The organism is Oceanobacter sp. 1_MG-2023, from assembly GCF_030689025.1.
In the GTDB taxonomy this organism is placed as follows: Bacteria; Pseudomonadota; Gammaproteobacteria; order Pseudomonadales; family Oceanobacteraceae; genus Oceanobacter.
This window is the reverse complement of the sequence record NZ_JAUYWA010000001.1, coordinates 56,400-70,947: the sequence shown is the minus strand read 5'-3', so window position 1 is coordinate 70,947 and position 14,548 is coordinate 56,400. Positions and strand designations below refer to the sequence as shown.

The 14,548-nt window shown below is 56.5% G+C and carries 13 protein-coding genes; 5 read left to right on the top strand and 8 right to left on the bottom strand.

The features are described from left to right. Positions 1–21 precede the first annotated feature (21 nt). From pqqD to Q8W22_RS00265, 3 genes are read left to right on the top strand one after another with little or no spacing between them, the layout of a single operon-like run. The gene (gene pqqD, locus Q8W22_RS00275; RefSeq protein ID WP_303433991.1) at positions 22–267 is read left to right on the top strand and encodes a pyrroloquinoline quinone biosynthesis peptide chaperone PqqD; all 246 of its coding nucleotides are present in this window, start codon (positions 22–24) and stop codon (positions 265–267) included. Further along, on the top strand, positions 239–1,432 hold the full coding sequence (pqqE, locus tag Q8W22_RS00270) for a pyrroloquinoline quinone biosynthesis protein PqqE (protein ID WP_303433990.1): 1,194 nt from the start codon (positions 239–241) through the stop codon (positions 1,430–1,432). Before pqqD ends, pqqE begins: the two co-directional genes overlap by 29 nt. Next, positions 1,429–3,468 (top strand): S9 family peptidase, encoded by a 2,040-nt coding sequence (locus tag Q8W22_RS00265; protein ID WP_305451305.1) that lies wholly within the window; start codon positions 1,429–1,431, stop codon positions 3,466–3,468. Before pqqE ends, Q8W22_RS00265 begins: the two co-directional genes overlap by 4 nt. A gap of 210 nt (positions 3,469–3,678) precedes the next feature. Here Q8W22_RS00265 and Q8W22_RS00260 read toward each other — a convergent pair whose 3' ends face one another. Continuing rightward, positions 3,679–4,230, bottom strand: a complete 552-nt coding sequence (locus Q8W22_RS00260) for a hypothetical protein (protein WP_303433988.1) — start codon at positions 4,228–4,230, stop codon at positions 3,679–3,681. 284 nt (positions 4,231–4,514) lie between these two features. Here Q8W22_RS00260 and Q8W22_RS00255 point away from each other — a divergent pair, with 284 nt between their 5' ends. After that, positions 4,515–5,168, top strand: a complete 654-nt coding sequence (locus Q8W22_RS00255; protein WP_305451304.1) for a cytochrome b/b6 domain-containing protein — start codon at positions 4,515–4,517, stop codon at positions 5,166–5,168. Between the two features lie 156 nt (positions 5,169–5,324). On the opposite strand, the gene Q8W22_RS00250 is transcribed toward Q8W22_RS00255, so the two are convergent. From Q8W22_RS00250 to bioF, 5 genes are all read right to left on the bottom strand, one after another. After that, the gene (locus Q8W22_RS00250) at positions 5,325–5,786 is read right to left on the bottom strand and encodes a cytochrome c (RefSeq protein WP_303433986.1); all 462 of its coding nucleotides are present in this window, start codon (positions 5,784–5,786) and stop codon (positions 5,325–5,327) included. 315 nt (positions 5,787–6,101) lie between these two features. After that, positions 6,102–6,929 (bottom strand): dethiobiotin synthase, encoded by an 828-nt coding sequence (gene bioD, locus Q8W22_RS00245; RefSeq protein ID WP_305451303.1) that lies wholly within the window; start codon positions 6,927–6,929, stop codon positions 6,102–6,104. Positions 6,930–6,933: 4 nt separating this feature from the next. Then, positions 6,934–7,815: a methyltransferase domain-containing protein gene (locus tag Q8W22_RS00240; RefSeq protein WP_303433984.1), complete on the bottom strand. Its 882-nt coding sequence runs from the start codon at positions 7,813–7,815 to the stop codon at positions 6,934–6,936. Continuing rightward, entirely contained in the window at positions 7,812–8,639 is an 828-nt protein-coding gene (locus Q8W22_RS00235) for a hypothetical protein (RefSeq protein WP_305451302.1), read from the bottom strand. Before Q8W22_RS00235 ends, Q8W22_RS00240 begins: the two co-directional genes overlap by 4 nt. Next, the gene (bioF, locus tag Q8W22_RS00230; protein WP_305451301.1) at positions 8,636–9,901 is read right to left on the bottom strand and encodes an 8-amino-7-oxononanoate synthase; all 1,266 of its coding nucleotides are present in this window, start codon (positions 9,899–9,901) and stop codon (positions 8,636–8,638) included. The genes Q8W22_RS00235 and bioF overlap by 4 nt, the downstream gene beginning before the upstream one ends. Before the next feature lie 254 nt (positions 9,902–10,155). Between bioF and bioA the strand changes: the two genes are divergently transcribed. Continuing rightward, complete coding sequence (gene bioA, locus Q8W22_RS00225) at positions 10,156–11,511, top strand: adenosylmethionine--8-amino-7-oxononanoate transaminase (protein ID WP_370694154.1); 1,356 nt, start codon at positions 10,156–10,158, stop codon at positions 11,509–11,511. A gap of 55 nt (positions 11,512–11,566) precedes the next feature. Here bioA and Q8W22_RS00220 read toward each other — a convergent pair whose 3' ends face one another. Both Q8W22_RS00220 and ercA read right to left on the bottom strand, forming a co-directional pair. After that, positions 11,567–13,312 carry a NahK/ErcS family hybrid sensor histidine kinase/response regulator gene (locus Q8W22_RS00220; protein WP_305414867.1) on the bottom strand — a complete coding sequence of 582 codons (1,746 nt, stop codon included), beginning with the start codon at positions 13,310–13,312 and terminating at the stop codon, positions 11,567–11,569. Continuing rightward, positions 13,296–14,459 (bottom strand): alcohol dehydrogenase-like regulatory protein ErcA, encoded by a 1,164-nt coding sequence (gene ercA / locus Q8W22_RS00215; protein WP_303433980.1) that lies wholly within the window; start codon positions 14,457–14,459, stop codon positions 13,296–13,298. Before ercA ends, Q8W22_RS00220 begins: the two co-directional genes overlap by 17 nt. Positions 14,460–14,548 lie beyond the last annotated feature (89 nt).

Below are 14,548 nucleotides of genomic sequence, written 5' to 3'. Positions count from 1 at the left end.
AGGGCAGAGCAAATACCGGTTATGAACCGCCTGTACCGGATGCAATGGGAAGAAAGCCAGCAATCCCATGTGTTGTTGTACCCGGAAGGTATGGTGCAACTGAATGGCAGTGCTGGAGAAATCATGGCGCTGGTGGATGGCACCCGTTCCGGGGCTGATATTATTGCGGCGCTGGAACAGAAATTCCCGGAAGCCGGTGATCTGGGCGCTGATATTATCGAATTTCTGGGAGTTGCCCATGAGCACAACTGGATCACCTTTGACTAGCCCGGTTATTCAGCCATCGGCGGATAACCCCCACGCTGCGGGCCGCCCTTTCTGGCTGCTGGCCGAGCTGACCTATAAATGCCCGTTGCAGTGCAGTTATTGCTCCAACCCGCTTGATCTGAGTGGCAGTGGCACCGAACTCACCACCGACCAGTGGCTCAGTGTGTTTGAGCAGGGCCGCAAAATGGGAGCGGCGCAACTGGGCTTTTCTGGTGGCGAGCCGTTGCTGCGGCGAGATCTGGAAGTGCTGATTCGTGAAGCCCGCCAGATGGGCTATTACACCAACCTGATTACCTCGGGTCTGGGGATGGATGATCGCCGGGTGTCGGATTTTCGTGATGCCGGGCTGGATCATATCCAGGTCAGTTTTCAGGCCAGTACCGAAGAGTTGAACAATCAACTCGCCGGGAGTCAGAAAGCCTTTGCCCAGAAGTTGGCCATGGCGCGGGAGGTGAAAGCCCAGGGCTACCCGATGGTGCTGAACTTTGTGATCCATCGCGACAATATTGAGCAGATCGACAAAATCATCGAGCTGTCGATCGAGTTGCAGGCCGACTTTGTCGAGCTGGCCATTGCCCAGTATTACGGCTGGGCTTTTATTAATCGTGCGCACTTGTTGCCCACCAAGGCGCAGCTGATCAAGGCTGAAGCCATTACCAATCAATATCGGGATCAACTGGATGGCCGTGGCCCGAAGCTGATTTTTGTCACCCCGGATTATTACGAAGAGCGCCCCAAGGGCTGTATGAATGGCTGGGGAAATATTTTTCTGACCATTGCTCCGGACGGTACGGCATTGCCGTGTCACAGCGCCCGTGAATTGCCCATACAGTTTCCGAACGTCAAGGATGAAGCGCTGGCGGATATCTGGTATCGCTCGACCGGTTTTAACCATTTTCGGGGTTATGAATGGATGAAGGAGCCGTGCCGCTCCTGCGACGAAAAAGAGAAAGATTTTGGTGGTTGCCGCTGTCAGGCTTTCAAGCTTACTGGTGATGCTGCCAATGCCGATCCGGTTTGCAGCAAGTCGGCGCACCACGGCAAGATCGTGGCCGCCCGTACCGAGGCGGAGCAGTTGGCGGCTGGCGTCGCGCCGTCGTCACCGTTGCTGGCGCGTAATAAACGCAACCAGCAGGCGGCTGTCGATATTATTGCCCGCGGATGATGACGGCCATCAGTGCCCAACAGGCTGCTGCCCAGGGCAAGCAATGGGCGGAACTGCGCAGCGCCGGCAGCTGGCTGGGCTGGCTTGAGTTTGATCCGGCAACAGCCACCAATCAGGTGCTGGTTGCTGCGCTGGACGAACAGCCGTTAGTTCCTGTGGTGGTCAGCCCGGCAGGGATGTCTGCCCGTAGCCGGGTGCATGAATATGGCGGTGGCAGCTGGTGTTTGTTTGCCAATGGGCTGATCTTTGTGAATGAAACCGATCAGGGCTTGTACCTGGTTACGCTGACCGGGGATTTGCAGGCTGTGCCGGTTCCGCAGCGGTTGTTTGTGCAGCCGGGCTGCCGCTATGGCGACCTGGTGTGGGATGAGCTTCACCAGCGGGTGCTGGCGGTTGAGGAGGCGCATTCGAGCACCACGCAAGAACCGGTCAATCGTCTGGTGGCGCTGGCATTGGTCACGCTGCCGGGTCAGCCAGTACGGGCTGAGCGGCATCTGCTGGCGGAAGGCTGGGACTTTTATGCCAGCCCGACGCCTGCACCCGATGGCCGTTATCTGGCCTGGCTGTGCTGGAATCACCCTCATCAGCCCTGGTTGTCGACCACGTTACAACGGGGCGAACTGGACAACGCCGGTGCCTTGCTGGCGGTCGAGACGGTCGCCAATCCGCAACAGGCCGAGGTTTCCTTGTGCCAGCCGGGTTTTCTGGGGGATGAGTTGTGGGCGGTGTCGGATCAGCCCGGTGACGTTGCGCTGTCTGGCAAGCCCGAGGATGAATCCTATTGGAACTTATACCGTTATCTTTGTGCGCCCTCTGTGGCATCTCCTGCAACATCTCTTACAGCACCTCCTGTCGCCGAAGTGGTACATGCCCAGGCGGCTGAATTTGCAACGGCGCAATGGCAACTGGGGTTACGTCACTGGGTGGCAGGAGCCGATGGGGTGGTGGCCAGCTTTTTCCAACAAGGAGAGGCTGGCATCGGTTGGCTCAACCGTCGCAGCGGTGTTTTTGAATCCCTCTTATCACCGGATCACAAGGCAACGGCCCGTTACCACAGCCTGTGCTGGAATACCCACAGCGGCCGCTATTACGCCTTGCGGGAGTGCTGGGATTCTCCCACGCAACTGGTGAGCTGGGACTTGTCTGTTGCTGGTGAGGATCGAACCGCTGAAGGCCTTATCCGTCTGGATATCGGCCCAATGCCGCAAACGCTGACGCGCCCGCAGCGGTGCATGATCCCGGCTCCCGCGGCAGCGGAGCAAACGCTGTTTGGCTGGTATTACCCTCCAACCGCTGCAACCGACGTATCCGGTAACGCGTATCAACCGGGCTTGATTATCCAGTTGCATGGTGGGCCAACGGCCATGGCGGACAGCAGCTTTGATCCACAAAAGCAGTTTTGGTGTGATCGTGGTTATGGTCTGCTGATGCTGAATTATCGCGGCAGCAGTGGGTTTGGTCGTCGTTATCGACAGGCCTTGGCCGGTCAGTGGGGGCTGACAGACGTGGACGATGTGCTGTTGGCCTGTCAGTACGCCCAGGCTCAGGGCTGGGCACACCCGGGCAGAATACTGGTGCGGGGCAACAGTGCCGGTGGCTATACCGTGTTGCGGGTCTTGTCGGATGACCGTGCCGCAGCGGCTGGCATCGGAGGCGGTGCCAGTCTGTATGGAATCAGCGATCTGGCTCTGTTAAATGCCCACACGCACAAATTTGAATCCCGCTATCTGCATTGGTTGATCGGCGACCCGGTTATGGATGCACAGCGTTATCGCCAGCGTTCACCGATTTTCCGGTTGGATCACTTTCGGCTGCCGGTGATCTTTTTTCAGGGACAGCAGGATCGTGTTGTTCCGCCGCCGCAGACGCGGCAGTTGTTTGAGGCTTTGCAAGCGCGCTCGGTCATTACCGATTATGTGTTGTTCAAGGGGGAAGGCCATGGTTTTCGCCAGCAAAAAAACCGGGCGATGGTATTGCAACGGGAATATGCGTTTTATCAGCAGTTATTGGGGGCTGATGCCGACGGGCTGGGCTGAACAGTAACAGCGGGGAAAAACCAGCAGAAAAAAACAACAGAAAAAACAGCAGAAAGAAAACCAGCGGTAATAAAAAGATTGATACCAGAACCAGAACCAGAACCAGAACCAAAGAAAAGCAAAAGCCGGTTCTGGTGACGACGCCAGGTTATTCAGGCAAAACAATAACCAGGCATCGTCACGGCAAGAGCCAGTGCCACCCCTAACGTGTTATTCGATACGGCGACCTTGAAGAACCTTGCGTTCGGTGGTCTTTTCTTTCAGGGAATCGGCGTCTATCCATAACCGTGGTTGCGAATAGAGCTGGCCTTCACATTCTGTGGCCTGATTATCCACGGTGTAGTACCACTCACCGTCGTAATACACCTGGAAGTGATTGTCTTTATTACGCCCAAGCGAGGTGTAATCTCCCTGAGCAACACCTTGCTCGACACCAAAGGTAAGGGCTGTACCTTCTTCAAAGCTGACCGCCATAAAGTTCTCGTCGACCTGAACAGCAACGCCGGGAGTCCAGGATGGTACTACCACTTCATGCACCAGTTGTCCTTGACGACGAATCAGTTTGCCGCTGGATATGTTTTTTTCGACCATTCTGAACTGGCGTTCAGCCCGGAAGGGCGGACAAACATAATACTGCAGTTGTTGCAGGTCGGCGTTATTAAAGCCTTCGCTGTAACGTAACTCTTGGGTAAACGGAATATATGATTGATGGCTACAGGCAGTCAGCAGTAAAAGGCAGCTTGCCGAGACGATTGTTCTCATGAAAATCCTCATGTCGTAACCTTGATCAGTACATTTAAAATATCAGCATGTTGCCAGATCGCCTGTATTGCCGATCAGCATTCAACATGCATAAGGTTTATTATGCCAGTCATTGACAGGTTATGGGCAACAGCAGGGCCATGATTATGGATAAATCTGTCAAATCAAGATAGCAATCAGCGCTCTTGTGTTGTGCAAGAGCCGGTATTTCATAACATGATAGTACAACTGACCGCAGTCCATTGTGGCAATACAGTACAGGGTGTGACAGGAGAAAGGTGATTATGAAGGTTTGGGACAGTTTTGTTCGTGGGTATCACTGGTTGCAGGTGATGTTACTGGCGGGATGTTGGTGGACCGCAGAAGAAGGTGAAATGGGCTGGCATATGAGCCTGGCATCGTGTCTGGTGGCGCTCTGGATCACGCGGTTGGGGTGGGGATTGTTTGGTTCTTCCAATGCCCGTTTCAGCCAGTTTGTGCCGGGGCCGCAAGCTGTGATCCGTTTTTCCCGCACTATGCTGACCGGCAAGGAAATGCCACGGCATGCCGGACATAATCCGCTGGGTGCCTTGATGGTGGTGGCGCTGATGCTGTTGATTGCTGCGCAATGGGGCAGTGGACTCTTTGCAACGGATGAAATTTTTACCGAAGGACCTCTGGTTGAGATGGTCTCTGCAGATACCGCGACACTGTTGACCCAATGGCATCATCTGAATTTTGATCTGATTGTTGTGCTGGTGGTTTTGCATGTTGCTGCGGTGGTGTTTCATCAATGGCGTGGTGAGCCTCTGGTGCAGGCCATGATTATCGGCAAACGGAACGATTTGAGCGCAGCCGAAGCACCGACTCTGGTACCTGCATGGCGTGCCTGGGTGGTATTTTTGCTGTTGTGGGTGGTGAGTAACCGTCTGATTGTGGGCAGCTGGTGGATTTGGTAAGTCGACAGAAAGTTGATGTGATATTGGTGAGATGTTGATGTAACAGAGCGGCGGGTAACAGGGCAGTCCCCGCCGCAGTCCCCGACGACACAGGGTTTGGCCATGTCGGCGGGTTGAGTCATACCGGCCTGACGTGGTCAGGCCCGGAATCAGCTACTAGCGGTTTTTAAAGTCGGTGTGGCAGCTTTTGCAGTTTTTGGCTGCTTCCATAAAGACAGGCTTGATAGTGTCCATGTCGCCGGATTGTGCTGCTTTTGCCAATGCGCTTGAGTCTTTCTGGAACTTGGTCATTTTTTCTTCGAACAGTGCCGGTTTTTCCCAGACTGCCGGTTTGGCTTTGGTATCGCCTTTATCTGAGCCAGGTACGGTAAAACCTTCCATCGGCATTTTTGACAGTGCATCCAGGCTGTTGGCGCGGTATTGGAATTCCACGGCGTCAAAGTCTTTTTTGCCTTTGATCATGTCACCCATTTGACCAAAATGCGCAGCGACCAGGTGGAATACTGCCTGGCGGTATTCAATGGCGTCTTCAACTTCGTCGTTGCCGTGTGCGACTGCACTGAAAGTACAGGCAGAGGCAAGAGAGATGGCCATAAGTTGTTTGCTAATGATATTCATCAAGAGTCCTTCTATTGGTTGCTATTGGGAATTGTTATAGGGATTAAGCCGTCGATTCTGTCTTTGGATGGCAGAACTGCTCAGGCTATCAGCCAGGCTATTGGTCAGGCTGTTAGTCAGGCCAAGTAGCTATTACACCCGTATTATGTGGCTAATATACGACAACATAGTGTTGGATGGTCAGCATGCTGGCAAGAATCCGACCGATTTGTGAGATCTTTTACATTTGTTGACTTTCACGGCATTGCGTTGGCGGCATCACCTGATCCAGGGGGAGATGATGCCGGACGCCGGTCTTGTGTAGCAGGCTGGTGGTTATTCCCGGAACATGGCAGCCAGTGACTGGCTGGCCATCACTGCGGCTTCGGCTTTGGTATCGACAGCCTGCTGGATTGAAAGATCATCTGGACTGGCCAGAGTGCTCTGGTAAGGCACATGGCCCAGCAAGGGGATACATTGCTGGCTCAGTACCTCGGTTAGATAGTCGAGATTATCCTGCTCCACCACCATGGAGGGATTCAGGCTGTTGGCTATCCAGCCTGTGAGCGTCAGGCCCCGGGCGCGAATGGCTTCAACACTGAGTAAGGCATGGTTGATACAACCCAGCCGTAAACCCACCACCAGAATCACTTCCAGTGGCTGACGGTCAGCGCTGCGGTCGATGGCAACGGCGAGATCCGCGAGTGAATGGCTGGTGTTGATCGGCACCAGCCAACCTCCGGCACCTTCGATCAATTCAAAATTGGCTCCGGCACTGTCGAGAGAGTTTATACAGGCCTGGGTCAGCTGATCCAGATGTAGTGGCCGCTGTTCCTGGCGGGCAGCAATATGAGGGGCTATGGCAGCCTGGAAGGCAACCGGGTTATGACTGGTATAGGGCTGCTCGACGCTACTGAAACGCTGTAACAGCAGCGCATCGTCATTACACCATTGTGGTTGCTGCGGTTGGTCCGGGCTGGCCATCCATGTGCATCCCGCGGCAACGGGTTTCAGCCCAAAAGTGCGATAACCGGCTCTGGTCGCGGCAGCCAGCAAGGCGGCAGATACCAGCGTTTTACCCACATCGGTGTCGGTGCCGGTAATAAAAAGGCGGCGCGGAGGCAGGGCTGGCCCGGTGGCGGAAGGGGGAGTCGTATGGGTCATGGGGTTATCCGTGATCGGGTTTGGTGGCCAGTATCCAGCCCAGTTGGTAACTCAGGGGACACTGGCCGTTGGCCGCTTTGGGGTAGTACTGGTCAAACAAGCGAATGAGCTGGCGACCGCCCAGACCAGGGCGACGGTCACTGTTGACGTTGGTGGCACCAATGGCTTTTAACGCTTTTAACAGGCTGAGAGTGTCCGGGTAATGCTCCTGATAACAGCTCTGGCGTTGTTGCTGAATAATAAAACCGGCCTGTAATAGCGCCCTGGCCAGCTCTGTGTCACTGGTAAAGTGATTGATATGGCGGAAATGATCAATGTGTTGCCAGGTGGCGGCAATTTCGGCGTGGGTGCCGGGTAACAGTGTGGCGATGGCCAGCGTGGCCCCCGGTGCCAGTACCCGATACCACTCGGTCAGGGTCTGCTGCGGGTGTTCGCTCCATTGCAGCATCAGGCTGGAGATGGCACCACAAGGGGGCTGCTGGCTTGCATCGGTGCTGGCATTCGCGGCGGTATTCCGGTAACGGCCGTCAGGCAGCGGGAGTTGGTCTGCATCGGCCAGTAGCAGGGTGCGGGAAGTCAGCTCACCAGTGGCTGCGGCATGGGGGTAAAGCGGTCGCTGGCGGGCAACCGTCAGCATGCCTGCGGCCATATCGATCGCGGTAATATGCTCGGCCCCCAGAGTCGACAGCGGCTCAAAGGCGGTACCGGTACCACAACCGATATCAAGCCAGTGTCCGTGCAGGCCTTCCGGTTGCTGTTGTTGCAGGTAGTGCATTAATTGCTGTTGTGCCCATTGCTGCACCGTGGCGGCCTGGTCATAGCTATTGGCGGCGCGGCTGAACTGCTGGCTGACCTGGCGTTTATTACGCATCAGGGGTGGCTTCATTGTGGTGTTCCAGCGCTGTGATCAAGCAGTTGGAGCAGGGCGTTTTGCAGGGAAGGAATCGTCGTTTCTTCCACCAGCAGTGCGTGGCTCTGGCCGGCCTCCGCCAGCAAGCCGTGGCTGGAGGTTAATCCGGCTGGGCGTAAGGCATCCTGCTGGCTGTAACAGGCCAGTCGGGGCATGCCGGGTTGCTGCTTGTCGAGCTGTGCATCGTCCAGCTGATATTGGGTTAACCAGTCCAGCGAGGTGGCGAGCAGTGCGGCCTGGGTGCTGTCGAGTTGGGCGTTGGCAAGGGTGGTCATATTACTGCGCGCTTGCTCCGCTCCCTGGCAACATAACGCCAGGAAGCGTTTCAGGGTTTTGGCCGGGAAGCGCTCAAGGCTGTTGCGGAAGCCGGTAAAGGCCGCGGCATCCATACCCTGCTGCGGGGCTGTTGGCTGGCTCAAGAAATGATGGCCCGTGGCCATGGTGCACAATGCCCGTGCGCTGATGGCCGGTTTGGTTTGCTGGGCCGACGGTTGGCTTAATGCGGCATGGGCCAGTGCGCCGCCCAACGACCAGCCGACCCAGATCGCATCGGCCGTCGCGGATTGTTGCAGCAGGCGAGTGGCATCGCTGCATACCGGTGTGCTGTTGAACCGGGTCAGTTGTTGATAAAACACCGGATAGTCGAGGCCCAGGTGCACACCGGGCAACCGACTCAGTAATGGCTCAAATACGGTGGCTTTGAATCCCCAGCCGGGGAGCCAGTACCATACGGGGCCGGTATCCGCACTGGATTGTGAATGGGCGGCGGCCAGTGGTTGCCAGATATCGGCCGGGTTCACAATGTCTCTCCCTGAGGGTCTGATGACCGGATGTCGGCTGCGGGGAGGCGCAGTGACTCTGGTATCAGCTCATCCAGTGCTGTCAGTAACTGGTCAATCTGGGCGGTGGTATGGGCTGCAGTCAGGGTGATACGTAGACGGCTGCTGCCATTGGGAACGGTCGGTGGTCGAATGGCTGTTACCCATAGGCCACGCTGCTGCAGTTCGGTACTGATGGCCATGGCGCTGGCTTCGTCGCCAATCATCAAGGGTTGAATCGGGGATTCTGACGGCATCAGGGCGAGCCCGAGCTGGCTGGCACGTTGGCGAAAATAGCCAATATGCTGGTGTAATGTGTGTCGCAAGCTATCGTCTTGCAGGCGTTCGAGGTTCGACAGCATGGCTTCGGCCACCGCTGGCGGTAACGCGGTCGTGTAAATATAGGGGCGAGCAAACTGCACCAGATAATCGATCAGTGCCTGATCACCGGCGACAAAGGCACCAAAGCCGCCAAGAGCTTTACCCAATGTGCCTATGTACACCGGCAGTTGTTCGCTGCTGAGATCAAAGGCCGAACGCACCCCGGCACCTTGTTTGCCAATAATCCCCAGTCCGTGAGCGTCATCAACCATCAACAAGGCCTGTTGCTGCTGGCAAATCTGGCTGAGCCGGGCGACATCGGCGAGGTCGCCATCCATGCTGAAAATACTGTCGCTGACCACCAGTGTCAGTGGTTGTTTTGCTATCTCTTGTTGCGCTTGTTGCATCAGCGGTTGGCGCTGTATCAGCCGTTGTTGCAGCTGATCGTAATCCAGATGGCGGTAACGCAGAAAATCGGCGCGGCTGAGTAACGCCCCATCGATCAGTGAAGCATGGTTCAGCTTGTCTTGCAGAATCAGGTCGCCACGTTGGGTCAGGGCATTGATGCAGCCGACATTGGCCATATAGCCGGTGGAAAACAGCAACGCGGCCGGATAGCCAGTGTGCCTGGCCAGCGCTCGTTCCAGTTCGTCGTGGGCGCTGGAATGGCCACATACCAGATGTGACGAGCCGCTTCCCAGGCCCCAGCGCTGGGCGCTTTGCGCCAGGGCGTTGGCACCACCCATCGCCAGCCCAAGATAATCATTGCTGCAAAAATTGATCAGCGGCTGCCCATTGCGTTGAACCACTGGCCCTTGCTGGCTATTGAGGGTTGAACGCTGACGCCATTGGTCGAGTTGGCGGCGCTGTTGACTGGCGTGATTGAGACGACGTTGCCAGGGCGTGGAGCAGGAATTGGGCATGGGAGCGGATTAACCTGTTGATGAGGTGGCGGTCAGGTGGCGATTAAAAGGCAGTATTGGGTTGCTTGACAATAAGACGGTGACAGAACAGGTCAATACGGTCAGCCCGGTTTGGTTTACTAATGGTGAGGCTGGCTCCGACTGTTTAGCTCAAAAGAGGAAATCACGCCGTTGAATCGATCTGTTATCGGGTTGTAGCGGAGTTAATGGCTGAAATCCGTTAACCTTTCTGTCATTGATTTCAGTGAGAGCAGATGATGACAGGCCATGACCACTCCAGCGCCAAACCCTGGTCAAACCCGGCGTTAAGCGATACCGAATTTGACCACCAGCATTTATGGCACCCCTACAGTTCGATGACCACCCCGGCTCCGGTATGGCAGGTGGCTTCTGCCAGTGGTGTACGGTTACGCCTGAGCGATGGTCGCGAGCTGATCGATGGCATGGCCTCCTGGTGGTGTGCGGTACATGGTTACAATCACCCGCGTCTGAATCAGGCTGCCACCGAGCAGCTGGAGAACATGTCCCATGTGATGTTTGGCGGTCTGACCCATGGCCCGGCGATTGAGCTGGGGCGGCGGCTGGTGGCCCTGACACCAGCGGGGCTGGACAAGGTCTTTCTGGCCGATTCCGGCTCGGTGGCGGTTGAAGTGGCCATGAAAATGGCCATCCAGTACCAGCAGGCGCGGGGAAAACCGGCCAAGCAACGACTGCTGGCGCTGGAGCGTGGTTATCATGGCGATACCATGGGGGCGATGTCGGTGTGTGACCCACGTCGGGGAATGCACCATCTGTTTGCCGGAGTCCTGACGGCCCAGCACTTTGTCCCTGAACCGCAGGCTGTTTACCCCAAGGCTGACCAGCCGCAAGATGCATCGGTACTGGCGGCGGACATTGCCGGGTTGCGCCAGAAGCTGGAGAGCTGTCACCAGGAGCTGGCCGCGCTGATTCTGGAGCCTGTTGTGCAGGGGGCGGGGGGGATGCGTTTTTATCATCCCGACTATTTGCGCGCCGCCCGACGTTTGTGTGATGAGTTTGATGTGCTGTTGATTGCCGATGAAATCGCCACGGGGTTTGGCCGTACCGGCAAGCTGTTTGCCTGTGAACATGCCGCTATTTCGCCAGATATCCTGTGTGTGGGCAAGGCTCTGACCGGTGGTTATATGACGCTGTCTGCCACACTGGCAACCACCGAAATTGCCACTACCATCAGCCAGGGAGAAGCTGGCTGTTTTATGCACGGCCCGACCTTTATGGGGAATCCGCTGGCATGCCGGGTGGCTTGTGAAAGCATCGACTTGTTGCTGGATTCGGATTGGCAGGCTCAGGTACAGCGTATCGAACAGCAGTTGGAGCAGGGCTTGTCGCCGTTGCGAGGCCAGGCCGGTATTCGTGATGTCCGGGTGCTTGGAGCGATTGGTGTGGTGCAGCTGGAGCAGTCGGCCAATGTGGCAGAACTGCAGCCCTTGTGTGTAGCGCAGGGGATCTGGGTGCGGCCGTTTGCCGATTGTGTTTATGTGATGCCGCCATTTGTGATGAGCAATGACGATCTGGCAACGCTGACAACGGGCATCCAGACGGCTCTGGGGCAATATCTGGCTGGTTCGTAAGGCACGCCAGACAAGGGGCCTGACGTGTTTGCTCCGGGTTTACGGGTTTTTCGGGTTATTGTTCCAGTAAATAGGCCATCAGGGCGCGGAGCTTGGCCGGTTTGACCGGCTTGTTCAGACGGGTGGCTCCCAGTCGGGTGATTTCCTGACGCACGGTATCGCTGCGGTCAGCGGTAATAACGATCAGGGGAGTTGCCATAACGTTGCTGTCGGCGGCTGCCAGAGTGCGTATCACGCCGGTGCCGGTTTCATCGTGATCCAGATGATAGTCCGCCAGTACAATATCCGGACAGAAGTTGTGCCAGGCATCCTGGGCGACTTCGCCATTACTGGCGGTAATCACGTTACACCCCCAGGCCTGCAACAGGCTTTTCATACTGAGACGAATGGTTTCCTCGTTATCGATCACCAGTACCCGCACCCGATTAAGACGAGCACTGGCGGCCAGACCTTCCGGCACGGTGTCGGCACGATTGGCGGAGTGGCGGCCTTGTGGGTCATCAACACTTGCCTGTGGCACGGTGACGGAGAAACAGCTGCCAATCCCAACCCGTGAATGAATGGCCACCGGGTGATCCATCATTCGGGCGATACGTTCAACAATGGCGAGGCCGAGGCCAACGCCTTTGCTGCGCCCCTGGTTGGCGTTGTCGAGCTGGCGGAATTCCCGAAAAATCTCTGTACGCTGGTGTTCGGCAATCCCCGGCCCGGAGTCACAAATCATCAGTTGCAGCTGGTCGCCACGGCGGCGACAACCTATCAGTACCCGCCCGGTGGGGGTATAGCGAATGGCATTGCTGACGAAGTTGCGCAGGATGCGCATTAATAAGCGCGGGTCGCTGCGGATACGCAGGCTGCTGGGTACCATATGCAATTCGAGATTGGCCTGATGGGCCTGGGTCTGGAATTCGCTGTACAGGGTTTTGAGCAGGTCGTTGACGGCAAACTCTTCATGATCGGGGGTTACGGCATTGGCATCGAGGCGGGAAATATCCAGCAGGTCGGCCAGCAGTTCTTCGGCACCGGTCAGGGCGGTGTGAATACGTTCAACCAGAACCCGGTTGTCGTTATCCAGTGTGCGTTCTTGCAATGTGGCAACCAGCAGGCGGGCAGCGTTCATTGGCTGCAACAGGTCGTGGCTGGCGGCGGCAAGGTATTTGTCTTTGCTGGCGTTGGCGGCTTCGGCTTCCTGCTTGGCGGCCTGTAGTTCCCGGGTGCGGACTTCGACACGCTGTTCCAGCTCGTTATTGATACGGGCCATGGCGGCCTGGGCGCGTTTGCGTTCGGTAATATCATGCACGAAGACTTCGATCAGGCCCTGTTGCGGGTCTTTCAGCAGCACGTTGATCGACACCGCGACTGGTTCCATGCCCAGTTTGCGCTTGAAGCGGGTTTCGAATGATTGCTGGCGACCGAGCTGATTCACCTGTTGCATCAGTGTGTCCAGGTCTTGCGGGTCGTGGAACAGGTCGTGGCGCAAGGAGGTGACGGAGTAGCGGAATTCGGTGGCATCCCGATAGCCACACATACGGGCGATGGCCGGGTTGGCACCACTGATACCGCCACTGGCTCTGGCCTGGAAGATGCCGTGCAGGGCGTTTTCGAACAGCCATTGATAGCGTTCTTTTTCGCTTTCCAGCTCATCAATCTTTTGCAGCAATTCCGGGTAGTAGCTTTTGCGCGCCGAGAAGGCTCCAAGGCCAATCAGGTTTTGTACCAGGGCCTGGTCTTCTGCATTGTGCTCGTTGCTGTTTTGCGGCTCGTTGTTCACGTCAGAGGCTGGGTCATAACGCTTCCTCATAGACCACCTCTACATCTCGTTTGCTGGATTTTCTGGGGTTGGTCAGAATGCAGGGGTCGGTCAGTGCTTTGCCAGACAGTTCCGGAATATCGGCCAACCGCACGCCGGATTGCCCCAGGTTCTGGGTCAGACCCACTCTGGCCTTGAGCTGGCTGATGTTGTCGACCAACTGGCGGCGTATTTCGGTACTGGTCCGGCCTTTGGTCTGGATGCCCAGGGTTTCGGCAATCACCCGGAAGCGATCTTCTGCATGGCTGTAATTATAGTCTATCACTCGTTCGACCAGAATGGCGTTGCAGAGACCATGCGGTAAATCGAGATAACCGCCGAGGCTGTGGGACATGGCATGTACGGCCCCCAGAATGGCGTTGGAAAACGCCAGCCCGGCTTTGAGTGACGCCAGCATCAGCTGTTCGCGCAGGGCAATATCGGTAGGGTTGTCGACCAGCGCGGGCAGGTTGCCGGCCACCAGGCGGATGGCTTCCAGGGCATTCGTATCGGTGAGTGGGCCGCTGGCGGTGGATACAAATGCTTCGATGGCATGCACCATGGCGTCGATGCCAGTGCAGGCGGTTAAAAAGGGCGTCATCGTCAGCGTGGTTTCCGGGTCGATGAGGGAAACATCCGGTACCACTGCCTTGCTGATGATGGAGATTTTCATGCGGCTGTTCTGGTCGGAAATAATGGCAAACTGGGAAACGTCTGCCGAAGTGCCTGCGGTGGTCGGAATAAAAATCAGCGGCGGAATCGGCGAATGAATGCGGTCGACTCCTTCAAAAGTGAGAATATGCTGGCGGTTGACCGAGACTATGCCAATGCCCTTGGCGCAGTCCATCGGGCTGCCGCCGCCCACGGCGACAATCAGGTTGCAGCCTTCTTCATTATAGAAGGCGGCTCCGGCCATGACTTCTTCGGTTCTGGGGTTGGGACTGACGGCGGAGAAAACCCGGTAATCAATGTCCATTTCCTGCAGGCTGTTTTGTACATCGGCGACCCACCCGGAGGCGATTACACCGGGGTCGGTGACGATCAATACCCGCTGGGCGCCAAAATTCCGGGCGAAGTTACCTACGGTTTTGCGGGCTCCGACGCCAAAGATAATCTCCGGGGCAACAAACTTTCTCAGATTGGAAATGGAATCAGACATAAATAGAGGGTCCCGAAGCGTATGCGCAGAGTGCGTCATTATTCTTGTAATAATGGAAGACAGTAAACCGGTTCCTTACCTGAGGTAAA

What these genes read in the sequence shown, in the direction of transcription:
- pqqD (WP_303433991.1), top strand. Translation starts at nt 22, where the DNA reads ATGAACCGCCTGTACCGGATGCAATGGGAAGAAAGCCAGCAATCCCAT.
- pqqE (WP_303433990.1), top strand. Translation starts at nt 239, where the DNA reads ATGAGCACAACTGGATCACCTTTGACTAGCCCGGTTATTCAGCCATCG.
- Q8W22_RS00265 (WP_305451305.1), top strand. Translation starts at nt 1,429, where the DNA reads ATGATGACGGCCATCAGTGCCCAACAGGCTGCTGCCCAGGGCAAGCAA.
- Q8W22_RS00260 (WP_303433988.1), bottom strand. Translation starts at nt 4,230, where the DNA reads ATGAGAACAATCGTCTCGGCAAGCTGCCTTTTACTGCTGACTGCCTGT.
- Q8W22_RS00255 (WP_305451304.1), top strand. Translation starts at nt 4,515, where the DNA reads ATGAAGGTTTGGGACAGTTTTGTTCGTGGGTATCACTGGTTGCAGGTG.
- Q8W22_RS00250 (WP_303433986.1), bottom strand. Translation starts at nt 5,786, where the DNA reads ATGAATATCATTAGCAAACAACTTATGGCCATCTCTCTTGCCTCTGCC.
- bioD (WP_305451303.1), bottom strand. Translation starts at nt 6,929, where the DNA reads ATGACCCATACGACTCCCCCTTCCGCCACCGGGCCAGCCCTGCCTCCG.
- Q8W22_RS00240 (WP_303433984.1), bottom strand. Translation starts at nt 7,815, where the DNA reads ATGAAGCCACCCCTGATGCGTAATAAACGCCAGGTCAGCCAGCAGTTC.
- bioF (WP_305451301.1), bottom strand. Translation starts at nt 9,901, where the DNA reads ATGCCCAATTCCTGCTCCACGCCCTGGCAACGTCGTCTCAATCACGCC.
- bioA (WP_370694154.1), top strand. Translation starts at nt 10,156, where the DNA reads ATGATGACAGGCCATGACCACTCCAGCGCCAAACCCTGGTCAAACCCG.
- Q8W22_RS00220 (WP_305414867.1), bottom strand. Translation starts at nt 13,312, where the DNA reads ATGAGGAAGCGTTATGACCCAGCCTCTGACGTGAACAACGAGCCGCAA.
- ercA (WP_303433980.1), bottom strand. Translation starts at nt 14,459, where the DNA reads ATGTCTGATTCCATTTCCAATCTGAGAAAGTTTGTTGCCCCGGAGATT.